At 66.9% G+C, this 18,527-nt stretch carries 20 protein-coding genes; 14 read left to right on the top strand and 6 right to left on the bottom strand.

Features of this window, described 5'->3' with window-relative positions; genetic code table 11:
* The first annotated feature begins 231 nt into the window (after positions 1-231).
* Genes L810_RS18305 through L810_RS18285 form a run of 5 tightly spaced genes read left to right on the top strand, consistent with a single transcriptional unit; the run spans position 232 to position 5,140 of the window.
* Positions 232-981 (top strand): FkbM family methyltransferase, encoded by a 750-nt coding sequence (locus tag L810_RS18305; RefSeq protein ID WP_021159769.1) that lies wholly within the window; start codon positions 232-234, stop codon positions 979-981.
* On the top strand, positions 982-1,974 hold the full coding sequence (locus L810_RS18300) for a phosphotransferase enzyme family protein (RefSeq protein WP_021159768.1): 993 nt from the start codon (positions 982-984) through the stop codon (positions 1,972-1,974).
* Positions 1,975-1,996: 22 nt separating this feature from the next.
* Positions 1,997-2,857, top strand: a complete 861-nt coding sequence (locus tag L810_RS18295) for a 4Fe-4S cluster-binding domain-containing protein (RefSeq protein ID WP_155836291.1) — start codon at positions 1,997-1,999, stop codon at positions 2,855-2,857.
* Positions 2,854-3,927 (top strand): asparagine synthase-related protein, encoded by a 1,074-nt coding sequence (locus tag L810_RS18290; protein WP_021159766.1) that lies wholly within the window; start codon positions 2,854-2,856, stop codon positions 3,925-3,927. The genes L810_RS18295 and L810_RS18290 overlap by 4 nt, the downstream gene beginning before the upstream one ends.
* 7 nt (positions 3,928-3,934) lie before the next feature.
* Entirely contained in the window at positions 3,935-5,140 is a 1,206-nt protein-coding gene (locus tag L810_RS18285) for a glycosyltransferase (RefSeq protein WP_021159765.1), read from the top strand.
* Here the strand turns inward: L810_RS18285 and L810_RS18280 are convergent.
* Positions 5,097-5,786, bottom strand: a complete 690-nt coding sequence (locus tag L810_RS18280; RefSeq protein ID WP_042975196.1) for a cephalosporin hydroxylase family protein — start codon at positions 5,784-5,786, stop codon at positions 5,097-5,099. The two genes, L810_RS18285 and L810_RS18280, sit on opposite strands and share 44 nt — an antisense overlap.
* 25 nt (positions 5,787-5,811) lie before the next feature.
* Here L810_RS18280 and L810_RS18275 point away from each other — a divergent pair, with 25 nt between their 5' ends.
* Positions 5,812-6,771, top strand: a complete 960-nt coding sequence (locus L810_RS18275; RefSeq protein WP_021159763.1) for a phosphotransferase — start codon at positions 5,812-5,814, stop codon at positions 6,769-6,771.
* A gap of 18 nt (positions 6,772-6,789) precedes the next feature.
* On the opposite strand, the gene L810_RS18270 is transcribed toward L810_RS18275, so the two are convergent.
* Positions 6,790-7,365, bottom strand: a complete 576-nt coding sequence (locus tag L810_RS18270; RefSeq protein WP_021159762.1) for a polysaccharide deacetylase family protein — start codon at positions 7,363-7,365, stop codon at positions 6,790-6,792.
* A gap of 83 nt (positions 7,366-7,448) precedes the next feature.
* The gene (locus L810_RS18265; protein ID WP_021159761.1) at positions 7,449-7,997 is read right to left on the bottom strand and encodes a hypothetical protein; all 549 of its coding nucleotides are present in this window, start codon (positions 7,995-7,997) and stop codon (positions 7,449-7,451) included.
* A 286-nt stretch (positions 7,998-8,283) separates the two neighbouring features.
* On the opposite strand from L810_RS18265, the gene L810_RS18260 reads away from it, so the two are divergent.
* Entirely contained in the window at positions 8,284-8,763 is a 480-nt protein-coding gene (locus L810_RS18260) for a DUF2501 domain-containing protein (protein ID WP_021159760.1), read from the top strand.
* A 111-nt stretch (positions 8,764-8,874) separates the two neighbouring features.
* On the opposite strand, the gene L810_RS18255 is transcribed toward L810_RS18260, so the two are convergent.
* Both L810_RS18255 and L810_RS18250 read right to left on the bottom strand, forming a co-directional pair.
* The gene (locus L810_RS18255; protein WP_027787292.1) at positions 8,875-9,240 is read right to left on the bottom strand and encodes a hypothetical protein; all 366 of its coding nucleotides are present in this window, start codon (positions 9,238-9,240) and stop codon (positions 8,875-8,877) included.
* A 354-nt stretch (positions 9,241-9,594) separates the two neighbouring features.
* Entirely contained in the window at positions 9,595-10,356 is a 762-nt protein-coding gene (locus L810_RS18250) for a hypothetical protein (RefSeq protein WP_021159758.1), read from the bottom strand.
* Positions 10,357-10,480: 124 nt separating this feature from the next.
* On the opposite strand from L810_RS18250, the gene L810_RS18245 reads away from it, so the two are divergent.
* The 3 genes from L810_RS18245 (at position 10,481) to L810_RS18235 (ending at position 13,936) form a co-directional block, all read left to right on the top strand.
* On the top strand, positions 10,481-11,917 hold the full coding sequence (locus tag L810_RS18245) for an aldehyde dehydrogenase family protein (RefSeq protein WP_021159757.1): 1,437 nt from the start codon (positions 10,481-10,483) through the stop codon (positions 11,915-11,917).
* Between the two features lie 121 nt (positions 11,918-12,038).
* On the top strand, positions 12,039-13,229 hold the full coding sequence (locus L810_RS18240; RefSeq protein WP_021159756.1) for an NAD(P)H-dependent flavin oxidoreductase: 1,191 nt from the start codon (positions 12,039-12,041) through the stop codon (positions 13,227-13,229).
* Positions 13,230-13,294: 65 nt separating this feature from the next.
* Positions 13,295-13,936, top strand: coding sequence for an OmpW/AlkL family protein (locus L810_RS18235; protein WP_021159755.1), 642 nt, complete (start codon positions 13,295-13,297; stop codon positions 13,934-13,936).
* Between the two features lie 97 nt (positions 13,937-14,033).
* Here the strand turns inward: L810_RS18235 and L810_RS18230 are convergent, their stop codons facing one another.
* Entirely contained in the window at positions 14,034-14,237 is a 204-nt protein-coding gene (locus L810_RS18230) for a DUF1289 domain-containing protein (RefSeq protein WP_021159754.1), read from the bottom strand.
* Between the two features lie 420 nt (positions 14,238-14,657).
* Here L810_RS18230 and L810_RS18225 point away from each other — a divergent pair, with 420 nt between their 5' ends.
* From L810_RS18225 to L810_RS18210, 4 genes are all read left to right on the top strand, one after another.
* Positions 14,658-15,752, top strand: coding sequence for a polyamine ABC transporter substrate-binding protein (locus L810_RS18225; RefSeq protein WP_027787297.1), 1,095 nt, complete (start codon positions 14,658-14,660; stop codon positions 15,750-15,752).
* A gap of 85 nt (positions 15,753-15,837) precedes the next feature.
* Positions 15,838-16,998 (top strand): ABC transporter ATP-binding protein, encoded by a 1,161-nt coding sequence (locus tag L810_RS18220; RefSeq protein WP_042975216.1) that lies wholly within the window; start codon positions 15,838-15,840, stop codon positions 16,996-16,998.
* Complete coding sequence (locus L810_RS18215; RefSeq protein ID WP_021159750.1) at positions 16,995-17,921, top strand: ABC transporter permease subunit; 927 nt, start codon at positions 16,995-16,997, stop codon at positions 17,919-17,921. The genes L810_RS18220 and L810_RS18215 overlap by 4 nt, the downstream gene beginning before the upstream one ends.
* The coding region (locus tag L810_RS18210) for an ABC transporter permease subunit (protein ID WP_042975213.1) at positions 17,918-18,527 on the top strand (610 nt) is incomplete at its 3' end. The genes L810_RS18215 and L810_RS18210, both read left to right, overlap by 4 nt.

Here is an 18,527-nt window from a genome sequence, read left to right as displayed (position 1 = left end):
GGGGCGCGGCTGGGCAGGCAAGCAGTACCTCCAGCCGTCCCCACGGAGCGAACCGCCGGAAGTAAATCGAGCCCGCATCGACAGCGTTGTCGATGCGGGCTTTTTTCATTTCCGCTTGCCGCGCAACCCGGCAGCGTGTCTCATTCCGGTTTCCTCCCATCAATCGACTTCGGGTAAATTACCCACCGAACGCCAATCATCATTCCCCATTTCGACCCGGAGCCGCCCCCGATGCCGGACCATCCTCTCCCGCTCGACCTGTCCGGCCTTGCGCAAAGCCTGTACGCGCAGGGCACCGAGGAGGGCATCCTGTCGCGCCTGATGGAGCGGATCACGCCGGTCAACCGGTTCTGCGTCGATATCGGCGCCAGCGACGGCCTGCGCAACAGCAACACCGCCCGGTTGTTGCGCGAACAGGACTGGGCCGGCGTGCTGGTGGAAGGCAGCGCGTACCGGTTCGGCAAGCTGGCCGCGCACTACGCGGGTGCAGCGCGCATCCGCCTGCATCACGACCGCGTCCAGCCCGACACGGTCGATCATCTGCTCGCCGACGCGAACACGCCGACCGACTTCGACCTGCTGTCGATCGACATCGACGGCAACGACTACTGGGTCTGGGGCGGCCTGCAGGCGTTCAAGCCGCGCATCGTCGTGATCGAATACAACCCGTACTACACGCCGCCCGAGCGTTGGGTCATGTGCTTCAACCCGGATCACGAATGGGACGGCTCGACCTACTACGGCGCGAGCCTCGAATCGCTCGTGCACCTCGGCAGGCAGAAGGGTTATGAGCTCGTCTGCTGCGACGACATGGGCAACAACGCATTCTTCGTGCGTCAGGACCTGTATCCGCTGCTCGGCATCGCGAACAACGATCCTTCGGTGCTGTTCCGGCCCGCGATGTACAAGCTGCGCTATGTCGGACACAACACGTTCCTGACCGGTCATCCGTATCGGCACGGGCCGGCCGAGCACATCTGAATGGGCCCGCTCGCCGCGACCTTCGACGAGATCCTGGAAGCCTGCGCGCTCGGCCGTAGCGGGCCGCCGCGCCAGGTCAGCGAACGCGTGTGGCACCTGCCGACCGATGACGGCGGCGTGGCGGTCAAGCTCTACGCGGCCGGGCATCAGGCGCGTGCGGCCAGGGAAGCGGCGGTGCTCGCGCACTTCGAGACGCACGGCGATACACGTTTCCATGTGCAGGCGCTGAAACGCACGGCAGCCGGCGCACCGCTGTGGACGGGGGCGAACGCCCACGCGATGCTTACCCGCTGGGAACCCGGGCAGTTCAGAACCTACGACACGTTTTCGCCGGCCGAATGGGATGCGCTGGGCGCGAGCCTGGCCGCGTTGCACCTGGGTCTCGAGCGGCTTCAACTGCCGTCGCTCGACACGATCCGTGCGCGGTTGATCGCGATCGACGCGGATGCGGTGCGGCGCAGTCTGCGCGATGCGTTGAATCGCGCACGCTCGAACGAGAACGCCGCGAACCTGCGCCGCTACGTCGATCTCGCGCTGCGCATGCTCGACCGCTACTATCCGGGCAGCATCGACGCGTTTCCCGCCGACGATCCGCAGCACCCGATCCACAACGACTACAACCAGTTCAACTATCTGTTCACGGGCACGCTGCCGCCGCTGATCCTCGACTGGGAAGCGACGATCGGCGCGCCGCGCGAATACGAACTGGTGCGTTGCCTGAATCATTTGCCGCTGGAAGCGCCGCAATTGGCGGAAGCGTTCGTGCGCGCATACCGGCGGGTGCGGCCGTTGGATCCCGCACGCATTGCCTGGGCGGTCGATGCCGCATGCCTGCAGCACGCGCTCAAGCTCTGGATCGTGCAAGGCTGGCTCGACGATCCGTCGCGCTTCGCGTCGCATCTGAGCGGCGCGGTGACGATGGCATCCGCGATGGTGGATGCCCGCGACCGCCTGGTCGATTTCTTTTCCCGTTGCATCGAAGCAGGACGCTGAAGTGAATTCGAACCTGAACCGGATGTCGCCTTCGACGTCGCCGCCGAGCGAGCGGCAGCACGTATTTCCGCCGCCGCTGGATCGCGACTACCGTGTCGAAGACGGGCGCGTCCTGACGCGCTCGCTGGAAGCGCATATCGTCGACCACTGCAACCTGACGTGCGCGGAATGCTGCTCGCTGTCGCCGCTTCTGCCCGAGTGGTACGCGAGCCCTGCATCGCTCGAGGCCGACCTGCGCCGTGCGGCGAAGGTGCTGCGCCCGCGCATGTTCAAGCTGGTCGGCGGCGAACCGCTGCTGCATCCGGCGCTCGTCGAGCTCGTCGGGCGCGTGCGCGCCACGGGTATCGCGCCCGTGATCTCCGTCACGACGAATGGCCTGAAGCTCGGCGAGATGACGGACGCGTTCTGGCAGGCGGTGGATGCGCTGACGATCTCGCGCTATCCGAAGCCGTCGCTTTCGGCCGACCTGGTCGCGCACATCGAGCAACAGGCCGCGCGCTTCGACGTGCGCCTGAACTGGAAGGTGCAGGACGTGTTCACGACGATGAACCGTGCGCAGCCCGGCACCGACCGGGACGCCGCGCAGCGCCTTTATCACGATTGCTGGATTCGCGAGCGCTGCCATATGATTCGCGACGGCATGTTCTATACGTGCACGCGTCCCGCGCATTTCCACACGCTCTACAAGGGCGAGAAGGATTTTCGATCCGACGGCCTGCCGCTGCGCGACGACGCGGGCATGCTCGACGCGATGCTCGCCTATCTGCAACGCGAGGCGCCGCTCGAAGCGTGCCTGCATTGCCAGGGCGGCAGCGCGCCGGTGGCGCCGCATCGCATCCTCAAACGCATTGAAGTGGACTCCTTGAAGGCTCGTTATCCATGATCGTCGGCACGCGCGACCTGTTCGGCTTCGACCGGCTTCACTACCATCCGCGCAGCGGCACGGCGGCGTCCGGCATCCGGGCCGTCCTGCGCGCGTCGGCGCAACCGGCCGGCGAGCCGGACGCGGCGGCCATCGCGGGCTACCTGAGCGGCGAGCGTCTGGCCGGCCGCACCGTGCTGCGCGACGTGCGCGCGGTGCCGCCCGGCCATGCGCTGATCCGTTCGCCGCAAGGGCTGGCCGTTCAGCCGGCACCCGGGCGGCCGCAGCACGCGGATCTGGAAACCGTGCTGCGCGCGTCGCTGCAACGTGCGCTCGACAGCGGCAAGCGCGTTGCGCTGGCGTTGAGCGGCGGGCTCGATTCGGCGTTGCTGCTTGCGCTGCTGCGCGAACTCGGCGCGCAGCGGCACGTGACGTCCTACATCCTCGTGACCGACATGCCGGACTATTGCGAACGCGATGCGGCACTCGAACTGGCCGGGCAGATGCAGGCGAACGTGAAGCTCGTGCGCGTGAACGAGGCGGATTTCGTCGCGGCGCTGCCGAGAACGACCCATGCGGTCGAGGAGCCGATGTTCAACCTGCATCCGGTCGCGAAGCTGCTGCTGGCCGAGGCGATGGCCGCGGACGGCGTCGAGGTGGCCATCACCGGCGACGGCGCGGACCAGGTGCTGCGCCGCGACCAGTCGGCCAACTATCTGCCGCTGTGCCATGCGTTGTTCGATGCGGCGTCGGTCGACCTGCATCCGCCGTTCGTCGACGATGCCGTCGTCGCGCATCTGACCAGCATCGCACCCGATCCGGACAAGCAATGCCTGCGCGATCTCGGTGCGCGCCTGAACCTGCCGGACCGGCTCGTGCATGGCCCCAAGCGCGGGCGGCTCGCCCCGGCGATGGATCTCGCGACGCTGCTCGATCGCGACCGCACGCGCGCGCTGGCCGACACGCTCGGTCTGGACGCGCCCACGCTGCAAACGGACAACGAACGCGTGCTGTGGACGACGCTGTCGCTGATCCTCGATCATTTCAACCGCCTCGACACCCCCCTCGATGCCGCGCATCGCCCAACCTGAGCCGCTCATGAAACGCATCCTGTTCTGCGTGGTGCCCGAGAAAGGGCACGTCAACCCGTGCATCGGCCCGGCCCAGCATCTGCGCGCCGCCGGTTGCGACGTCGCGTTCTATGCGCCGGCCGACATCAGCGCCCAGCTCGACGGCGCCGGCGGCTTCGCGTTCGTCGGGCCGCGCGAGACACCCGAGCGTCACGACCTGTCGCGCGGTGCGAGCTTCGCCGCGAACATCCGCGACGCGGACTGGCTGCGGCACTGGATCCGCACGCTGCTGATCGACCTGGCGCCCGCACAGGTGGACGGCATCCGCGCGGTGCTGCGCGACTGGCGGCCCGACGTGGTCGTGATCGATCCGCTGCTCTATGCGGCGGCGATCGCCGCCGAGCTGGAGGGGCTGCCGTGGGTGGCGATGTCGAATTCGCTGAATCCGGTGCTGCCGGACGATCTCGACTCCGAATTGCTGCGCACGGTGCGATGGCTGGCGCCGGAACGCACCCGGCTGTTCGCGCGCTACGGGCTCGATGCGCGCTTTCGCGGTTGCGACATCCTGTCGCCGCACCTGACGCTCGCGTTCACGACCGACGCGCTGGTCGGCGCGCCGCCGCCCGGTGTCGATCTGGTCGGCCCCGCGCTGCCGTCCGGCCCGCGTGGCGACGAGACGCCGTTCCCGTGGGAGCGGCTCGATGCCGATCGTCCGCTCGTCTACATGTCGCTCGGCAGCCAGCTTTATTACCATCCCGATGTGTTCGCGAAAGTCATCGAGGCGGCGCGTGCGACGCCGGCGCAACTGGTGTTGTCGGTGGGCGAACTGGTCGATGCGAATCTGCTGCCGGCCGACGACGCGCGTGTCATCGCGGTGCGTTACGTGCCGCAACTGGCGCTGCTGCGACGCACGCACGCGTTCGTGAGCCATGGTGGCGCGAATTCGGTGATGGAATCGCTTGCATGCGGCGTGCCGATGTTGCTGTCGCCGTTCTGCAACGACCAGTTTCATTCGGCGCACTTCGTCGAGCGGGCCGGCGCGGGGCGCGTGCTGGATCTGCAGCGCGCCGGCGTGGCCGACATTGCCGATGCGCTCGCGTGCCTGTTGCGCCCCGGTTCGTTGCGCGAGCAGGCGGCGCGGATCCGTGCGAGCTACGCGCGTGACGGCTCGGCGGAGGCCGCGCGCCTGATCAGCGAACTCGCTTCAGGAAGCCGCCTGGCGACAGCGTCATGAGTACGCGGTCTTCGATGTCGTAGTCGACCTCGAACCGGTCGTCGCGGCCGAGATAGTCGCGCACGGCGGTGGCCGGGTTGTTGCCTTTGCCGTACGGCTTGCCGTCGAACATCGACGCGGGCAGGTGTTCCATCACGGTATCCATCACGATCGCGTAACTGCCCGGCGTCACGAGCGGCGCATAGCATTCGAGTTCGCGCAGCACGTGCGGATGGGTATGCGTGAGGTCGAGGATCGCCATCACGCGCGCATCCTGCGGGATCTGCGCGCGCACCGATGCGAGCGTGTCGGCCGCGCACGACTCGCCTTCGATCAGCACCATGCGATCGGCGAGCCGATGCGACTGCAGGCGCTGCCTGACGTCGTCGCGCAGGCGTGGCTCGATCGCGACGACACGGCCGCGATCGCCGTTCAGCGCCAGCATCGACGCGGAGAACACGACGCCGCCGCCCGCCGCGATGCCGGTCTGCACGATGCAGTCGGGACGCTCGCGCCAGATCAGTTCCTGGAGCGCGAGCATGTCGCCGGGCAAGTGGAAGAAGCGCTCGCCGAGCCAGCGCGTCTGGAACAGGTGGTCGAATTCGGCGGCGCGCGTCAGCCATTCGATGTTGATGTCCCGCATGCGGGCCGAAGGACGCTCTGACATGGTCAATGCAACGAGTAGGAGTGACGTGAAAACGCTGGAACCGTGGCTTCACCGGTATTGGAACATCGGGCCTGCACGCATGCAGGCGCTGGCGTCGGGCCATACTAACAAAACGTATCTCGTCGAGTGCGACGCGGGGCGCGCGGTGCTGCGCGTGTCGTGGTCCGGCAAGCCGGTCGGGCAGGTGGATCGCGAGGCGGCGATACTCGGTCATCTCGGTGAGACGCGGGCGGCGCCGATGCTGCCGGCGCTGCCGCGCCTGCGGCCGACCGTCGACGCGCAATCCGGCGTGCGGCTGCCTGACGGAAGCTGGCTGCATCTGTTCGAGCATATCGACGGCAGCCCCGGCCTGCCGCCCGAAGCGGAGACGGGCGCGATCGACGCGATGCGTGCGCTCGCGCATCTGCATGCGGCGCTGGCGGCGATTCCCGTGACCGAATCGGCGCCGCTGGCCTGGCTGTCGGCGCGGCACGCACGCGTAGCCGCGCGTGCCGCGCCGCCGTTGCCGGGGAACCTGAGCGACCGGTACGGGACGATGATCCGTCGGATCGGCGCGCATCTGGACGCTGCCGCACGCTGGCTGACGGGCACGGTGCACTGGCTGCACGGCGACTATCACGCGGGCAACCTGCTGTACGTAGGGGGCGCCGTGAACGGCGTGCTCGATTTCGACGACGTCGGGCAGGGCGCGCAGTGGCTCGAAGCGGCCTTTGCGCTGTTTGCGCTGTCGCGCGATGCGGGCCGGGACGATCGCTTCGTATTCGACGCGCGCCGCTGGGATGCCGGCCTGCAGGCCTATGCGGCTACGCGGCCCGATGCCGTGCCTGACTGGATGCATGACCACCGCGACGCGCTGATGGCCCTGTTCTGCGCGGACCAGACGCTGATTCACCTGGAAGCCGCGCAGCGCGGCCTGTGGGTGCCGGGGCCCGGCATCGGTTTTCTCGGCGGCTGGCGGCAGTTGCTGGACGGCGCTGCGCCCTGACGACGGCCGGATGCCACGTCAGCGCGGCCGATTCAGGAACAGGCGCACGGCTTCGACCGTGTTGGGCCGCGCCTCGCCGTGCCGCGATCCGTCGTGCATGCAGAACAGCACGTCGCGCTGCCGTGACGTGCTGGCGTCGACATGGGCGCACATCGCGTCGAACAGCGCCTGCGGCGACGGCGCCGGTCGCTGCCAGTCGTCGAGGATCGCGGTCCAGCCGGTGTGTTCGCGTTGCAGCCGTGCGAGCACGCGGGCGCGACTGTCCTGCGGCATCAGTCCATAAGGCAGGCGCAGCGGGATCGCATCCGGCGCGGGCACGCGTGCCTCGCGGTAGGCATCGCGGATCAGCGCGTCGGTCGTCTCGATCTCGTCGATCAACGCGTCGTCCGACAGCGTGCCCGGCTTCGCGTGCGAACGGGTGTGGTTGCCGAGCCGGTGGCCTTCGCGTGCCATGCGTGCGGCCACATCGAGCGCGCCTGCCAGATTCCGGCCGAGCAGGAAGAAGGTCGCGCGGCACGACGCGGCGTGCAGGACGTCGAGCAGGAGGGGCGTCGACGGGCCGGGGCCGTCATCGAAACTGAGGCAAATGGGCATCGCAGGTGGGTGCGCCGTTCAGGGTGTACCGGGGGAACGATAGCGCAAGTCGCGGCGAGCGGCAGCTGGCTACCGGCTACCGGCTACTCGCGCGGCTCGATGGCCAACGGACAGGTGCCGACCCGACGCAAGCGCGTACCGGTCCACTCGTAGAAGAACCGGGCCGCCTTCGCGTCGTTGTAGTCGCAGTCGTCGTTGAAGCAACCCGCGACGATCAGCAGCGTACTGCCGGGCCGGAAATCGACGCGCTCCTCGTCGTTGCCCGTCACGCCTGCGATGGCCTGTACGCCGGGCATCGTGTACGTCGCACCCGTGTACTTGTCGACGATCGCGAAATTCCGGCAATCCGTTCCGCAACCCCAGGTCGCGACGCGGTAGTGGCCGGCAAAGTTGGCCGGCTGCGTGAATTCGTCGCGAATGACGGTGCGGTAGAGGCGGGCTTCCCGGGTGGTCAGGCGTGGTGCCGCGGCCGGCTTGCGCGGTGCGCTTGCGGCGGGTGCCGGATAGCGCTCGAACGACGGCGAAGGGCATGCGGCGGCGGCCGTGGCCGTGGCCGCGCCGGCGGTGCCGGCGCCGCAACCGAGCGCGGCCGCTGCGCCGGCGAACAGCAGAAATCGATGGCCAAGCGTCACGCGAGCGTCCTTCATGTTCGGGATCGAGATCGGGCCGGAGGGTCCGGGCGGCCGGCGACGACGATTCTATGACGCTTCGCGCGCGCGGGCGACCCGGGCGGGCGATCGCGCGCGGATGCAAAACCGGCATGTCCGCACGCGGCGCGCCGTCAAGCTTTGTCAAATCGTGGCGATATCACGATGCCTGACGTTTCAGGCCGCCTCCGAAGGCTGTCATGCACGGGTTGATTGAGTATCCTTGGATTCGATTCGCGGTACTCACGCAGTCACAACCGGGAGGCTTCACATGAATGCACGTCTATACCGCGCGACCATTGCCGGTGCGCTGATCGGGTTGCTCGCGCCGTTTTCGGTGGCGCATGCGCAGCTGGGCGATGTCCTGAAGCAGGTCGGCGGCGGGGGCGATTCGGGCGGCAGCGCGGGCGGTGCGCTCGGCAACCTCGGCGGCATCGGCGGCGCGTTGACGGGCGGCGGCGGTTCGTCGCTGATGCCGGGCAGCACCGGCAACGTCGCGGGCCTGCTGCAGTTCTGCATCCAGAACAACTATCTCGGCGGGGCATCCGGCGGTGCGTCGTCGGTGAAGGACGCGCTGATGGGCAAGCTCGGCGGCAACGCGTCGTCCGACAGCGGCTATACCAGCGGCGCGAGCGGTGTTCTCGACGCCGGCAATGGCAGCAAGCTCGACCTGAGCGGCGGCGGACTGAAGCAGCAGGTGACCAGGCAGATCTGCGACAAGGTGCTGACGCAGGCGAAATCGCTGCTGTAAGCGCGCATCGCGGGTCGGGGTGCGGTGCGCGACGTACCGCCCCCGTCAGTCTTTCCGGCTGACATTCCCGTCAACGAAAGGAGCGCGGCGCCGCGCGTGCCGTCCCGATCGTCAATCGGCCAGCCGCTTGTCGGCGAGCGCCTTGCAGCAGTCTTCGTAGACCCATTGCACGAGTTTCGCCCGATAGTCGAGGTCGTCGGTATCGACGATTTCCTCGACCGCGTCGCGCGCCCACGACGCATCGACGAACCCGGCGTGCCGCTTGGCGATGTCCTGCGCGAGCGCCGCGAGCTTGGCGATCGCGAGCCAGTCGGCCTGACGGTGATGGCGGTCGAGCCAGCGGTGCGCGGCCTGGACCTGGAACGTGGCGTCCGGCCACGATTCGTTGAGGTAAAACGCGCCGAGGTTGCCGCAGGTGAGCCAGCAAAGCAGCTCGAGGCGGTCTTGCGAGCCGAGGGTATGGGGTGCGTCGGACATGGCAGCGCTCACGAAATACGTCGATTCCGGGCGGCGCCGGTTGCAACGGGCCGGTGCCGATAGTAAAAACATAGCACGATGCGGGCCCGCCCGCGCACCCGGGCGGATGCTGACATGGCGGTGGCGAAACGGACGCTGCGCCGGCGCGGATGGCCGATGGCGGAATGAGGGGGGCGGCGGGAACGAAAAGTGCGCGAGCGCGTGAGGAACGACGCGGGAAGATGCGACCAGGAAGCGACCAGGAAGCGACCAGGAAGCGACCAGGAAGCGACCAGGACGCGGCCGCTTGCGCCGCGAAGCGGGCCCGTTGCCGGGCCCCCGCAGCCCGGCGCGCGGGCTGGCGGATGCGCGGGTTCAGTTCGCCGTGTGCGTGGCGCGCGCGATCGAGCGGATGCTGCGCTCGACGCGGATCAGGATGATCAGCACCGCGAGCGACACGAACGAATACAGCGCGACGAGCGCGGCGACACCGGCGAAGCGCGCGGTCTGGCCGTTCTCGGCAGCCGTTTCTTCCGCGGCCTTCTTCTCGTTGTCGATCGCGGTCCGGCGAGCATCGTAGCGCTCGGAGAAGTCGCGCATGACCGCCGACACGACGTCGGTGTACGCCTGCTCGCGCGCATATTCGTCGCCGTGCGCGGTGACTTTCTTCTTGACGCTTGCCGCGACGTCCGCGCGTGACAGCACCTTGTCGAGATACGCGATCTGCTGTTCGTAGTACGCGACGTCCGGGTGGTCGTCGTCGCCGAGCACGCGCTGGAACGACGGTTCGTACGCGTCGCGATCGACCGCGTAGTCCGGCGACAGGGCCGCCCGGCCGTGCTTCTGCACGATGCCCGACAGTTGCGTCGACAGGCGCAGCGCGGGCGACGCGTTGTCGTCCTTCGCTGCCGCGCCGTCGGCGGCCGGCGTGGCCTTGGCGGTTACGCCGTTCTCCCACGCGAACGATGCAGGATCGACCTGGATGGCCGAATCGACCTTCGGCGGTTTCGACAGGCGCGCATCGAGTGCGATCGCGCCGAATATGACCCCGCCGATCAGGACCGCGGTCGCGAACAACAGCACGATCACGCGCAATACCTGAAGATAGCCGCCCTCGATTTTGGTCAGGATGCTCAAGGCATTCTCCTTTCTTATGATGAATGAGGCGCCGAGGCTAAAGACCTTTCCAATAGCTGTCAATCGTCACACCGGCCGGCCGAAACGCTCGCTAGAATGTCGGCTTTCCTGGAGGCGGAAAACGATGAAAATCTACGACCAGTTCTATATCGACGGCGCGTGGCGCAAGCCGGCCGGCAACGGCACGATCGACGTGATCGACTCGGGCACCGAAGCCGTGATCGGCCGGATTCCGGAAGGCGTCGCGTCCGACGCGCAGGACGCGATCCGCGCGGCGCGCGCGGCCTTCGACGCGTGGGCGGCCACGCCGGCCTCGACGCGCGCGGGCTACCTGCGCAAGATCGTCGAGCATCTGCAGGCGCGCAGCGAGGAGCTCGCGCAGTCGATCACCGGCGAAGTCGGGATGCCGATCAAGCTGTCGCGCGCGATCCAGGTCGGCGGCCCGATCTACAACTGGAAGACGTACGCGAAGCTTGCCGAGTCGTTCGAGTTCGAGGCACAGGTCGGCAACTCGCTCGTCGTGCGCGAGCCGGTGGGTGTCGTCGCGGCGATCACGCCGTGGAACTACCCGCTCAACCAGGTGACGCTGAAGGTCGCGCCGGCGCTCGCGGCCGGCTGCACGGTCGTCCTGAAGCCGTCCGAGGTCGCACCGCTCAACGCGTTCATGCTTGCCGAAGCGATTCACGAAGCCGGGCTGCCGGCCGGCGTGTTCAACCTCGTGTGCGGCTACGGCCCCGTGGTCGGCGAGGTGCTGGCCACCGATCCGGATGTCGACATGGTGTCGTTCACGGGCTCGACGCGCGCCGGCAAGCGCGTCGCCGAGCTGGCGGCCGCGGGCGTCAAGCGCGTTGCGCTCGAGCTGGGCGGCAAGTCGGCGTCGGTGATCCTCGACGATGCCGATTTCGCGACGGCGGTGAAGGGCACGGTCAACGCGTGCTACCTGAACGCGGGGCAGACCTGCTCGGCGCACACGCGCATGCTGGTTCCGGAAGCGCGCTACGACGAAGCGCGCGAGATCGCGAAGGCCGCGGCCGAATCGTACGTCGCGGGCGACCCGCGGCAGGATGCGACGCGTCTCGGCGCGCTTGCGTCGGCCGTGCAGCAGCAGCGTGTGCAGGACTACATCCAGCGCGGGATCGACGAAGGCGCGGAGCTCGTGACGGGCGGCACGGGCCTGCCGGAAGGACTCACGAAGGGCTTCTTCGTGAAGCCGACCGTGTTCGGCCGCGTCGATCCGAAATCGACGATCGCGCAGGAAGAAATCTTCGGGCCGGTGCTGTCGATCATCACGTATCGCGATGAGGACGAGGCCGTGCGGATCGCGAACGACTCGCCGTACGGGCTCGGCGGCGCGGTGTGGGCCGGCAGCGACGAACGCGCGATGGGCATCGCGCGCCGTATCCGCACCGGGCAGGTGGACATCAACGGCGGCACGTGGAACGGCGCCGCGCCGTTCGGCGGCTACAAGCAGTCGGGGCATGGCCGCGAGAACGGCGTGTACGGGCTCGAGGAATATCTCGAGTACAAGTCGATGCAGTTCAAGCCCGCGAAGCCTGCCTGAGCGCTTCGCACCGCACGAACCGGAAACGGCACGCTGGTGCCGTTTTTTTATTGACGGTCGTCAAGGTGCGCGGCGGTGGATCGTCGATCATCGCGGTTCCGATGTTCCGACGAGGTTTCAGATGACCGTACGCACTTCCTTTCCGCCGCTGACGATCCGCGGCCGCACCTTGCTGCCTGTCGTGCAGGGCGGCATGGGCGTCGGCATTTCCGCGCACCGGCTGGCGGGCAGCGTCGCGCGTGAAGGCGCGGTCGGCACGATCGCGAGCATCGACCTGCGTCACCATCATGCGGACCTGCTCGCGCGTTGCCGCGCGCAACCCGATCGCGCGACGCTCGAGGCCGCGAACCTCGAGGCGCTCGCCCGCGAGATCCGTCTTGCGAAGACATACAGTGAAGGACGCGGGATGATCGCGGTCAACGTGATGAAGGCCGTGAGCGCGCATGCGGACTACGTGCGGGTCGCATGCGACGAGGGCGCGGATGCGATCGTGATGGGCGCGGGCCTGCCGCTCGACCTGCCCGATCTCACGCAAGGACACGACATCGCGCTGATCCCGATCCTGTCGGACAGCCGCGGGATCGCGCTCGTGCTGAAGAAGTGGATGAAGAAGGGGCGCCTGCCCGACGCGATCGTGATCGAGCATCCGGCGCATGCGGGCGGCCATCTCGGCGTCACGCAGATCGACGACATGCACGACCGCCGTTTCGATTTCGCACGCGTGCTCGACGAGACCGCGCAGGTGATGGCATCGCTCGGCATCGAACGCGAAACGATCCCGCTGATCGTTGCGGGCGGGATCAACAGTCACGACACGGTGCGCGCGGCGCTCGAGGCCGGCGCGAACGGCGTGCAGGTCGGCACGCCGTTCGCGGTGACGGAAGAGGGCGATGCGCATCCGCACTTCAAGCGCGTGCTGGCCGATGCGACGCCCGACGACATCGTCGAATTCGTCAGCGTGACGGGGCTGCCCGCGCGCGCGGTGAAGACGCCGTGGCTCGATCGTTACCTGCGCAACGAGACGCGCATCCGCAGCAAGCTCGGCGCGCTGAAGCAGCGCTGCCCGACCGCGCTCGAATGCCTGAGCGTATGCGGGTTGCGCGACGGCATCGAGAAGTTCGGCCATTTCTGCATCGACACGCGGCTGGCGGCGGCGCTGCGCGGCGACGTCGCGAACGGGCTGTTCTTCCGCGGCCGTGAGGCGTTGCCGTTCGGCCCTGCGATTCGCAGCGTGCGCGACCTGCTCGACCTGCTGCTGACGGGCTGTGCGACCGAGCCTGCGGCAAACCGTCCCACGTTTACGCTGGCTTGACGGATATCAAGAACATGAAAAGACCCTACGAGGAGAATGGGAACCATTCTTTGGGGGTCCGTACCATGCTTAAAACGATTCGAACTTGTGTCACCGCTGCCGCCGTTGCGGCCAGTTTCGTCGCGATGCCGTCGCTGTCGCACGCGGCTTCGCCGGGCGAAGGCATCAACCAGGGCGACGTCCTGGTCCGGCTGCGTGCGATCAGCATCCAGCCGAACGAACGCGCGAGCGACACGCTGGGCGCGCTCAACGTCGGCGTGAACAACGCGATCGTGCCCGAGCTCGACTTCACGTACATGATCCGCGACTACCTCGGCGTCGAACTGATTCTCGGCACGTCGCGGCACCAGCTGACGTCGAGCCTGGGCAATCTCGGCGGCGTGGGCGTGCTGCCGCCGACACTGCTGCTGCAGTATCACTTCAACCATGCCGGCAAGGTGCGTCCGTATTTCGGCGCGGGCGTGAACTACACGTACTTCTACAACAACGGGCTCAACGTCGGCGGGCAGGGCGTGTCGATCAACAAGAGCAGCTTCGGCCCGGCATTGCAGTTCGGCGTGGACGTGCAGTTGACGAAGAAGGTCTTCATGAACGTCGACGTGAAGAAGATCTGGATGAGCACCGATGCGACGCTCGGCGACAAGGGCATCGGCACGCTTCACATCGATCCGCTGATCGTCGGCGTGGGCGTCGGGATGAAGTTCTAGACGCGGCGGGAAACGAGCAGAAACAGGAACAGAAACAGAACAGAGTTGGGGTTGGCGGCATGGCGGTCTGCATGCCGCTTTTTTTTGCGCGGCGGATTTACAGCTTGTCGTACTGGAAGCGCATCGCGGTGCCTTCGCGCTGGATGCGCTCCCATACCGCGCGCTTTTCGTCGTCGCTCAGGAACACCCAGTTCGACACTTCGGCCGCCGTGCGGCCGCAGCCCTTGCAGACTTCGTCGAAGAGGGTCGAGCACACGCCGATGCAGGGGCTGTCGGGCAGGTCGTGGAGATTGGAGGCCATCGAGGGGTTCACGCAGTTGAATCGTCAGCCGCCATTTTAATGCATCGCGGCCGGTCGGTCGGGCGGGTGCGGCCGGCATACCGTACCGGTGCAGCGGCGTGACAGTAGGGCCGGGTTCGGGCGCAGCCGCCGCACGGCTCGCGTCCGGCCGGCGAACGCGGTTTCGTCGGCGCCTGTCTTTCCCGGTGGACAGCCGCCGATTACCCGATAGAATTCCCCGGGAACGTCTCGCCGCACGGGCTGCCTGACCGGCCGGCAGCGGGATATCTGTTCCGTTTGCGCGACACCGGCATGATTTTTTTGTGACGGGGCGCGAATGATGGTAGTTTTCGGGGTTTTCGAGGGGCGGCGCGCCAGAATGCGCCGCCATGACGAGGCAGACGGCAGCCGGGCAACGTGTCCGGCCGGAGGGAGAACGGGATGAAAGCAAAGGTAGTGGGCCGGTTCGCAGCGCTCGCGCTGTGCGTGGGTGCATCGGCGGCAGCGGCGAAGGATACGCAGCTCAATGTCTATAACTGGTCGGACTACATTGCGAAGGACACGATCCCGAACTTCGAGAAGCAGACGGGCGTCAAGGTTCGCTACGACAACTACGACAGCGACGATACGCTGCAGGCGAAGCTGCTGACGGGCAGCTCGGGCTACGACATCGTCGTGCCGACCAGCAACTACGCGGGCAAGCAGATCGCCGCCGGCATCTTCGCGCCGCTCGACAAGTCGAAGCTGCCGAACCTCAAGTACCTCGATCCGCAACTGATGGCGCTCGTCGCCGGCGCGGACCCGGGCAACAAGTTCTCGGTGCCCTGGGCGTACGGCACGACCGGTCTCGCGTACAACCTGACGAAGGCGCAGCAGGCGCTCGGCAAGGTGCCGCTCGACAACTGGGACATCCTGTTCAAGCCGGAAAACATCTCGAAGCTGAAGACCTGCGGCGTGTCGGTGCTCGACGCGCCCGACCAGATGTTCGCGGCGACGCTGCACTACATCGGCAAGGATCCGATGAGCACGAACCCGGCCGACTACAAGGCCGCGATGGAAGTGCTGAAGAAGATCCGCCCGTACATCACGCAATTCAACTCGTCGGGCTACATCAACGACCTGGTCGGCGGCGACATCTGCTTCGCGTTCGGCTGGTCGGGCGACGTCGTGATCGCGAAGCATCGCGCGATCGAGGCGAAGAAGTCGTACAAGGTCGAGTACTACATTCCGAAGGGCGGCGCGCCGGTGTGGTTCGACGTGATGGCGATCCCGAAGGACGCGAAGAACAAGGAAGCCGCGCTGGAGTGGATCAACTACATCGAGGATCCGAAGGTCCACGCGGCGATCACGAACGCGGTGTACTACCCGAGCGCCAACGCCGAGGCCCGCAAGTACGTGCGGCCCGACGTCGCGAACGACCCGGCCGTCTATCCGCCGGCCGACGTCGTGAAGACGCTGTTCCTGCTCAAGCCGCTGCCGCCTGAAATCCAGCGTCTGCAGACGCGTCTGTGGACCGAGCTGAAGTCGGGCCGCTGACGCGAGCCGGCGTTCCCAGCAGTCATGAAGCCCCTGGTGCCCCCGGGGGCTTTGTTCGTTCAACGCAGGAGAGATGCAGCACATCATGAATAGCCAGTCGGGTGCGCCGGTCGCGGGCGCACCGTCCTCCGTTTCCTCCTCCGGCGCCGATGCGCGCGCCGAGAACTTTGTCCAGATCGTCGACGTCGTCAAGAAATTCGGCGACACCGAAGCCGTGCGCAGCGTCAACCTGACCGTGCGCCAGGGCGAGCTGTTCGCGCTGCTCGGCAGCTCGGGCTGCGGCAAGTCGACGTTGCTGCGGATGCTCGCGGGCCTCGAGACGGTCACGTCGGGCAAGATCCTGATCGACGGCGAGGACCTCGCGCAGATGCCGCCGTACAAGCGGCCCGTGAACATGATGTTCCAGTCGTATGCGCTGTTCCCGCACATGTCGGTCGAGTCGAACGTCGCGTTCGGCCTCAAGCAGGAAGGCACGCCGAAGGCCGAACTGAAGGAGCGCGTGGCCGCGGCGCTCGAACTCGTGCAGATGAGCAAGTACGCGAAGCGCAAGCCGCACCAGCTGTCGGGCGGCCAGCAGCAGCGCGTCGCGCTGGCGCGCTCGCTGGTCAAGCGCCCGAAGCTGCTGCTGCTCGACGAGCCGATGTCCGCGCTCGACAAGCAGATCCGCCAGCGCACGCAGATCGAGCTCGTCAACATCCTGAACAAGGTCGGCGTCACCTGCATCATGGTCACGCACGATCAGGAAGAAGCGATGACGATGGCCAATCGCCTCGCGGTGATGAGCGAAGGCCAGATCGTGCAGATCGGCTCGCCGAACGAAGTGTACGAATACCCGAACAGCCGCTTCTCGGCCGAGTTCATCGGCTCGACGAACCTGTTCGAAGGCGTGACCGTCGAGGACGAACCCGACCACGTGTACATCGAATCGCCGGAGCTGCCGAGCCGGTTGTACGTGAGCCACGGGATCTCGGGCCCGCTCGGGATGCCGGTCACGGTGTCGGTGCGCCCCGAGCGGATCGCGCTCACGCGCAAGCCGCCCGAAGGTGCGTTCAACTGGGCGCGCGGCCGGATCGGCAACGTCGCGTACATGGGCGGCTATTCGCTGTACCACGTGAAGCTCGACGGCGGCAAGATGGTGATCGCGAACGTGTCGAGCCTCGCGATTTCGGAGCTCGACACGCCGTCGCTCGGCGACGAGATCTACGTGCGCTGGAGCGCGACTGCCGGCGTGGTGCTGACGTCATGACCTCGTTCAAGTCCATGCTCTCGTGGCCGGTGCGGCGCTTCAACCTGACGGGCGCCACGGCGGTCGTGGCCGGCCCGTTCACGTGGCTCGTGCTGTTCTTCCTCGTGCCGTTCGTGCTGGTCGTCAAGATCAGTTTCGCGGAGCTGCAGCTCGGTATCCCGCCGTACACGGAGCTTGCGTCGTACACCGACGGCGTCGTGCACGTCGCGCTGAACCTGTCGCACTACGCGTTCCTGTTCACGGACAGCCTGTATTTCGCGACCTACGTGAACTCGGTGTGGGTGGCCGCGATCACGACGCTGCTGTGCCTGCTGATCGGCTATCCGATGGCGTACTACATCGCGCGCTCGAACCCGGCGACCCGCAACCTGCTGATGATGGGCGTGATGCTGCCGTTCTGGACGTCGTTCCTGATCCGCGTGTACGCGTGGATCGGCATCCTGAAGAACAACGGGCTGCTGAACAACTTCCTGATGTGGATCGGCCTCACGCATACGCCGATCGAGCTGTATCGCACCAACTACGCGGTGTACATCGGGATGGTGTATTCGTACCTGCCGTTCCTCGTGATGCCGCTGTACGCGCACCTGGTGAAGATGGATCTGCGTCTGCTCGAGGCCGCATACGACCTCGGCGCGAAACCGTGGAAGGCGTTCGTGCAGATCACGCTGCCGCTGTCGAAGAACGGGATCATCGCGGGCTGCCTGCTCGTGTTCATCCCGGCGGTGGGTGAGTACGTGATTCCCGAGCTGCTCGGCGGCGCGAACACGCTGATGATCGGCCGCGTGATGTGGAACGAGTTCTTCAACAACGCAGACTGGCCGATGGCATCGGCCGTGACCTGCGCGATGGTGCTGCTGCTGCTCGTGCCGATGGCGATGTTCCAGCACTTCCAGGCGAAGGAGCAGGGAGGCCGTCGATGAAGCCGAATCGTTACCTGCAGTTCGCGGCGCTGTTTGCCGGCTTCGCGTTCCTGTACATCCCGATCATCAGCCTGATCGTCTATTCGTTCAACGAGTCGAAGCTCGTCACCGTGTGGTCGGGGTTCTCGTTCCGCTGGTACTCGGCGCTCGTCGAGGACGACGAGCTGCTGACGGCCGCGTGGCTGTCGCTGAAGATCGGCGTGCTGACCGCGTTCGCGTCGGTGATCATCGGCACCTGGGCCGGTTTCGTGCTCGCGCGGATGGGGCGTTTTCGCGGTTTCGCGCTGTTCAGCGGGATGATCAACGCGCCGCTCGTGATTCCCGAGGTGATCCAGGGGATCTCGCTGCTGCTGCTGTTCATCGAACTGGCGAAGTGGATCGGCTGGCCGGCCGAGCGCGGCATCTTCACGATCTGGCTCGGCCACGTGATGCTGTGCATCTCGTACGTCGCGATCATCGTGCAGTCGCGCGTGCGCGAGCTGAACCCGTCGCTGGAAGAGGCCGCGCTCGATCTCGGCGCGACGCCGCTGAAGGTGTTCTTCACGATCACGCTGCCGCTGATCTCGCAGGCGCTGATCGCGGGCTGGCTGCTGTCGTTCACGCTGT

Origin of the sequence: Burkholderia sp. AU4i, from assembly GCF_000466765.1 — a bacterium.
GTDB lineage: Bacteria > Pseudomonadota > Gammaproteobacteria > Burkholderiales > Burkholderiaceae > Burkholderia > Burkholderia cepacia.
This window is presented reverse-complemented; position numbering and strand designations above follow the sequence as displayed.